General features: G+C 65.9%; 6 protein-coding genes. All 6 read right to left on the bottom strand.

Annotated features, from left to right (window positions below):
- Nucleotides 1-287: hypothetical protein (locus tag BLW21_RS20790; RefSeq protein WP_139255377.1), on the bottom strand; the 287-nt coding region annotated here is incomplete at its 3' end.
- A 3-nt stretch (nt 288-290) separates the two neighbouring features.
- Complete coding sequence (locus BLW21_RS20785; RefSeq protein ID WP_092744011.1) at nt 291-773, bottom strand: hypothetical protein; 483 nt, start codon at nt 771-773, stop codon at nt 291-293.
- A gap of 15 nt (nt 774-788) precedes the next feature.
- A complete protein-coding gene (locus BLW21_RS22025) occupies nt 789-923 on the bottom strand; it encodes a hypothetical protein (RefSeq protein ID WP_262490469.1) in 135 nt (44 codons plus the stop codon).
- The gene (locus BLW21_RS20780) at nt 923-1243 is read right to left on the bottom strand and encodes a hypothetical protein (protein WP_092744009.1); all 321 of its coding nucleotides are present in this window, start codon (nt 1241-1243) and stop codon (nt 923-925) included. Before BLW21_RS20780 ends, BLW21_RS22025 begins: the two co-directional genes overlap by 1 nt.
- 2 nt (nt 1244-1245) lie before the next feature.
- Complete coding sequence (locus BLW21_RS20775; RefSeq protein ID WP_092744007.1) at nt 1246-4017, bottom strand: hypothetical protein; 2772 nt, start codon at nt 4015-4017, stop codon at nt 1246-1248.
- Nucleotides 4018-4101: 84 nt separating this feature from the next.
- A partial coding sequence (locus BLW21_RS21695) for a hypothetical protein (RefSeq protein ID WP_217633898.1) occupies nt 4102-5266 on the bottom strand: 1165 nt, incomplete at its 5' end.

Raw genomic sequence — 5266 nt, 5'->3', positions numbered from 1 at the left:
GGGGCTTCAGGTTGAGTGTAGGTGGGCAATGGTTCGACCGGCGCGGGCGGCGCGGTCAACGCCGCTGGGTCGTCCACGGCCAGCGAACAGATGGCCGCAATGCCGCCGAAGAAGGCAGTAGCGAAGGCGAACACCTGGGGCACAATGGCCGGCAAGTGGCTGGAGAGCGAGGCCACCGTTACCGTCAGCGTGCCGAACAGCCCAGCGGTGGCGGCGGCGCGCTTCTGGAGTTTCTTCCAAAAGGCCGGGGTGGGCATGGTCAGGCGCTGTTTGATTTCGTCTAGCATGGCTTAGTCGTTGTCGTTGGATTTGCGGGCGGCGGCCACGGCAATGTGCCGGTCGAAGGCGTTGACCGAGCTTCTGAGGCTTCGATTTTCCTCTTCTAGCTTGTCCTGCCGTTCTTTCAGGTAGGCCGTGAGCTGCCGGTCGTCCTTGCGCTCGAGCCGCATCTCCGTTACCAGCGCCGTGAGCGCGTTGACTGCCTGTTTCGTTTCCTGGGTGCTCGTATCAAACCCGCTAATCGTGCGGTTCAGCAGCCAGCCGACCACGGCAATCACCACCGTTACCCCACCGGCCAGCAAGGGGGTAGGCATGGAGGCGGCTGAATCCAGCAGCAGCACGTTGAACTCGAAAACCGGAAGCGTAAGAATCGTAGCCATATAGAGCGGGGCGGGGAGCAGCAGCGCCCCGGCCGCTACCTGCTGCCAGCTCGGCAACAAGGCGCCGGCGGGCAGCAGGTGCGGTAGGTAGCGGACAGAGGTAGCGTGCGACATGGCGGGCAGGGCAGGTTAGCGGCGGAAGCGGCTGTTGTAGGCGGCGCGGCCCCAGAAGAAGACCACCAGCACCAGCAGCCACAGAATAGCGGGAGGGCCCAGTACCAGCGCCAGCAGCGGCGGGAAGGCCCAGCAGGATAGCGCCAGCATCAGGCGACCCGCTCAATCAGGGCCGTGGGGTGCAGGGCTTCCAATTGCATCTTTACCAGCGAGTCCAGGAAGTCGAAAATGGGCAGACCGTTGACCTGTTCCGGCGTGGCATCCTGCTGAAACCGGATCGGCAACGCGTCAATCGAGAGTGTTTGCGCCCGCGCGACCCGGGCGGCTTCCGTGGTGTAGTAGCCGACGCTCAGCTCAATGCGCAGCGAGTCGGTGTCGTAGCCGACCTTTCGGATGACGGCGTATACCTGTTCTACCGGCAGCAGCGAGTCGGTGTGGAACGGCGTGGTGGGCGTAAGCAGCAGGGGCATAATCAGGGGGTTTCGGTAGCAGAAAGAAAAAAGCAGTTACCGTCCGCGCCGCCGAGCATATTCACGCTCGACTCGAAATAGACGTGCAGCGTCAGCACGGTGCCGGCGGGCAAGTCCATGGCCTTGCCGGTCTGAATGGCACCGCTGCCAATGCCGGCCACGGCGTGGTCGGTAGTCGAGCCGCCGGGAATGGCCACGCGGATGAAGGCGATGTTGATGACCGTTGGCGAGAAACCGCCGCTCACCAGCCCGCCGGCGCCAAGCATGTAGCGGCTGGTACGCGGAACCACCAGCCGCGCCTGGGCCGGCTCGGCCATGCCGAACGTATCCTGGCGCGTGATGGAGAGCGGTATTTGTGCCGCGCCGGACAGTGTATTCTGCTGAGCCGGCGTGGTGGCAATTTCTGCCCGCACACCGCGCCAGAGCGGGCCGACGAGCCGCCAGCCGCCGGGCGTGGCGCGCAGCAGCACGCTCTCGCCGTTTCGGAACGTGGCCACGCTGCCAATGCCGAAAAAGCCGGTAGCCGTTTCGGCCACCTCCACGAAAATGCCCGCGCCGATATTGGCGGCCGGGTCGGGCAGCGTGAGCGCGTAGCCCGCGCCGGTCAGGTAGTAGGACTTGTCGGTGGCCAGGGTGGCGGCCCCGGCGAGCGTAATGGGGTTGGCGTAGTCAACGCCGGCCGGGGCGGCCGGGGCCGTTGGGCCGGTGGGACTGCTGCCGCCGCCGCCAATCACCGCGCCTGCCTGCGGGCCATTCGGCACGGCCGGGTCGTCGTTCACCGTTATGGTGGCCACCAGCTCCGGCTCGCTGACAGCGAAGCCCGTACCCGGGGTCAGCACGCAGTCAAACAGATTAACCGTTACGTAGCCGGCCGTGGGGGCCAGCAGCGTGCCCTGCTGGTTGCGCAGCACACCGAGTATCTCCTTGCCGCTGGTTACGGCGCAATTGCGGTACTCCACCAGCCAATAGGTCTGCGAACCCAGATAGCCGGTGCCGAACTCCATCGGGAAGCGCCCAGCCGGGGCCGTCTGGCGAACGTTGGTAAGACCGACGTAGGACGTTGCGGCCACATCGTTTCTAACGTCCTTGAACGGCACAATGAAACCATTGAAAAGCGCGACTTCTACCTTAAAGAATAGCGGATTTCCATCCGGGCCATCTTCGCCGCGATTTTCTATTAATGCAATAGCGCCGGATAGTGTGCCAGCGCCTTTTATAATTACGCGGCTGGCTACCTGCGAAACTGCGTAAGTTCCTAACGCGTGTTCCACCACGGCCTGCACCACGGCCCCCGCCTCCAATGTCAGCACGATGTTACGGGCACGAAACGAGAGGTCTTCCATGTACGGCGTGCTCTTGCCGCGCACGGTGATGTAGTACACCGTGTTGTAGGTCGCTGTTGTGCGCGTCGGCACGGCGTCGATAGCGGCCTGCACGGTGGCGAAGCGGCGCACCTGGCCGCCGATTACCGCCTCCACCGGATACCTCAGCTCGGCCAGCGTGGCGAATTCGTTGCTATTGCGCACCGCCTGCACGGCCTGCGCGTCGGTGTAGCTGATGGCTTCGTAGGTAGCGGTCGTGGTCGGGCCGGGGGGGGTAGTGCCATTGGCGCGGTACACCTTCACGCGGTACAACACGCCCGCATAGTACACCAGCGACCCTTCTAGCTGCTCACCGGCACTCCATTGCGGCGCACCACCCGGGCCGCCCATTCCAGACAGCAAACGAAACTCGCCGGGCGTATCGGCGAACGGCTGCGTGTTGACTACCTGCGTCAGCTCAATGCCGTACCAGTCGCCGTCGGTAGTGACCCATATCTCCCCCCGCGTCAGCAGCACGTCGGCGTCCTCATAGTCTTGCGGGAAGTAGCGGATGCCCGCCCCGCCCGTTTCCAGCTCGCTTACCGTGTCGGTGGCCAAATCATACCCCGCCTGCTCCCACTGCTGGGTAGCCGGATTCCGCCACAGCGCCACCGGGCTTAGTTCGCGGCCGGTGTCGCCGATGGCGGTCACCAGCACGTTGCCGTTGGCGCCCCGGGCGAGTTCGTAGGTGCGGCCGGTGATGAGTTCTTCCTCGAGCTGTAGCTGGCGCATTAGCGGCACCCCGGCGCGTTGGTAGAGGACGGTGGTATTGGACTTGCTTACTTCTTCCCAAAAGCCGTTGGTGCCGTCCGGCGTGGGGATAAGATTGCCCGGGAACTGCGTGCGGATCATCTCGGCTGTAGCCTGCCAGAACCGGCCCTGGTAAACTACCTGCTCGGCTACAGCGTAGCGGGCCGCGGTGGGGTTGAACTGCTGCACCCCCGCGGCAATAGCAGCCGTAGAACCGGCCGGCACCCAGCGGGCCGGCACCTTGCCCCCGAGCCGGAACGTGCCATCACGCCACACCTGCAGCGGGCCGTTGGCATCGGAGACGAGTACCCAGTCTTTATCCGTTTTCTGGCCTGTCTGATCGACTTCTACCCGGCAGGTACAGCCCAGACACAAAAAGTCAATTGGCAGCGTATCGAGGGTGGAAACCTCCCCCGCGCCCGCTACAATCTGCGTGGCCTTTTCCAGCTGCACGGCCTTGCGCAGGTCGCGACGTTCGTTCGGCCCGGCCCCGTAGGCGGTTAGTGCCTGTAGCAGCGTGGCAAAGCCAACCCGCCAGCCGGTCGGGTTGCCGCTGCCGTCGCGGCCCTCCATCTCAAACAGCTTGCCGAGCACCTGATCCGGTTGCGTGGCCGCGTTTTCGAGGTCGCGGATAAAGACGGGGGTCTGCGGTTCGTTCGCCATGCTACGAAGCTACCCCCGCGCCCGCCCGCCCGTAAGCCTCTGGCTGGGAAGTTGTGTACAGAAGCGGGGGCGCAGAGGGACGGCCTACGCGCCCGGCCGCCGGAAGCCCTGCCGGCCAGCGTAGCGCGGGCCCTGGCTGGTGAAGCGCACCCGCCCGGTTGGCCCGGTCGGCGCCTCGGTGTAGGAGCCGGCGCGCAGTCGGCGCACAACGATGGTGGCCTGATCCTGCAGCTCATCCGTCTGGCAGGAAACCACCGCGAACCGGCCCGGCTCGTCGGTTACCGCATCAAGCATCCGGCCTACGCCCACCTGCCCTACGGCCGGCCCGCTCACCACCCCCGTCAGGCCTACGGCCGGGGCCGTGCGCAACTCCAGGCGCTCCATTGCCGCCAGTTCCAGCAGCGGCGCGGGCGGCGTAGCGACTATCCCGGCCAGAACCGCGGGCGCTTCAGGGTCCGGCTCTGCCACCGTGGGGGCGCGGCGCACCCAGCCAGTGGTGGCAGAGCCGTCGGGTAGGCTAAGCGCATGGCGCCACGCGAGTACGTCCATTTCCGACACCGGCCCGGGCAGGCCGTTGGGCAGGGCCAGGCGCGGAATGTCGGCGTGCACCAACTCCACCGCCGGTAGTACAATGCCCGTGCCGGCCGTGGGGTTGAGGGCCAGAAAGCGGTCTTCCGTCGGCCAGGACCGGGCTGCTGGTACCACGGCCAGGGCTACGGACTCGACCAGCACCCGAAGCGGGTAGGCGGCCGACGGCGCGGGGCCAGCCAGCAGTTCGGGCGTGCCCAGGCGCAGGCGCAACTGTCCCGTGCCCAGGTCGCCGGGCAATAGCAACTGCTGCTCGTCGGCCTTATCGGCGCTGGAGTACTCAAACAGCAACGGTAATCCGGCCGCGGCCCCATTTACGAGTAGCTGCACGGGCAGGCGCACAATACGGGGTTCAGGCCGAGGCTCTCCCACCGACGAAGGCAGGCCCACCGTGCGGGCTTTAATGGTAAGTTGCAGTGGGCTGCGGTTCTGCCCGTCAAGCAACCGCACGGGGGAGCTGAGCAGGCCCGCGTCCGGCCCGCCGGCAACGGCCCCGGGCTGCAAATCCAGCTGGTAACGCCCAACCTGATCGGCGTTAACGCGGGCGGCCTGCACCTTGCCGGCCGGGCCGCTGTAGGTCCAGTTGCGGGGGCGGCTCAAATCGGCGGTCCAGTCCTGGAAATCAGAGTTGAGCAGCAGCGAATCGGCCAGCTGCAGTTTC

The sequence above is a fragment of the Hymenobacter psychrophilus genome (genome assembly GCF_900107135.1).
In the GTDB taxonomy this organism is placed as follows: domain Bacteria; phylum Bacteroidota; class Bacteroidia; order Cytophagales; family Hymenobacteraceae; genus Hymenobacter; species Hymenobacter psychrophilus.
Note: the sequence above shows the minus strand (reverse complement) of the source record. Positions and strands in the feature narration are given on the sequence as shown.

Coding starts and splice junctions, on each gene's coding strand:
- BLW21_RS20785 (WP_092744011.1), bottom strand. CDS start 773: ATGTCGCACGCTACCTCTGTCCGCTACCTACCGCACCTGCTGCCCGCC.
- BLW21_RS22025 (WP_262490469.1), bottom strand. CDS start 923: ATGCTGGCGCTATCCTGCTGGGCCTTCCCGCCGCTGCTGGCGCTGGTA.
- BLW21_RS20780 (WP_092744009.1), bottom strand. CDS start 1,243: ATGCCCCTGCTGCTTACGCCCACCACGCCGTTCCACACCGACTCGCTG.
- BLW21_RS20775 (WP_092744007.1), bottom strand. CDS start 4,017: ATGGCGAACGAACCGCAGACCCCCGTCTTTATCCGCGACCTCGAAAAC.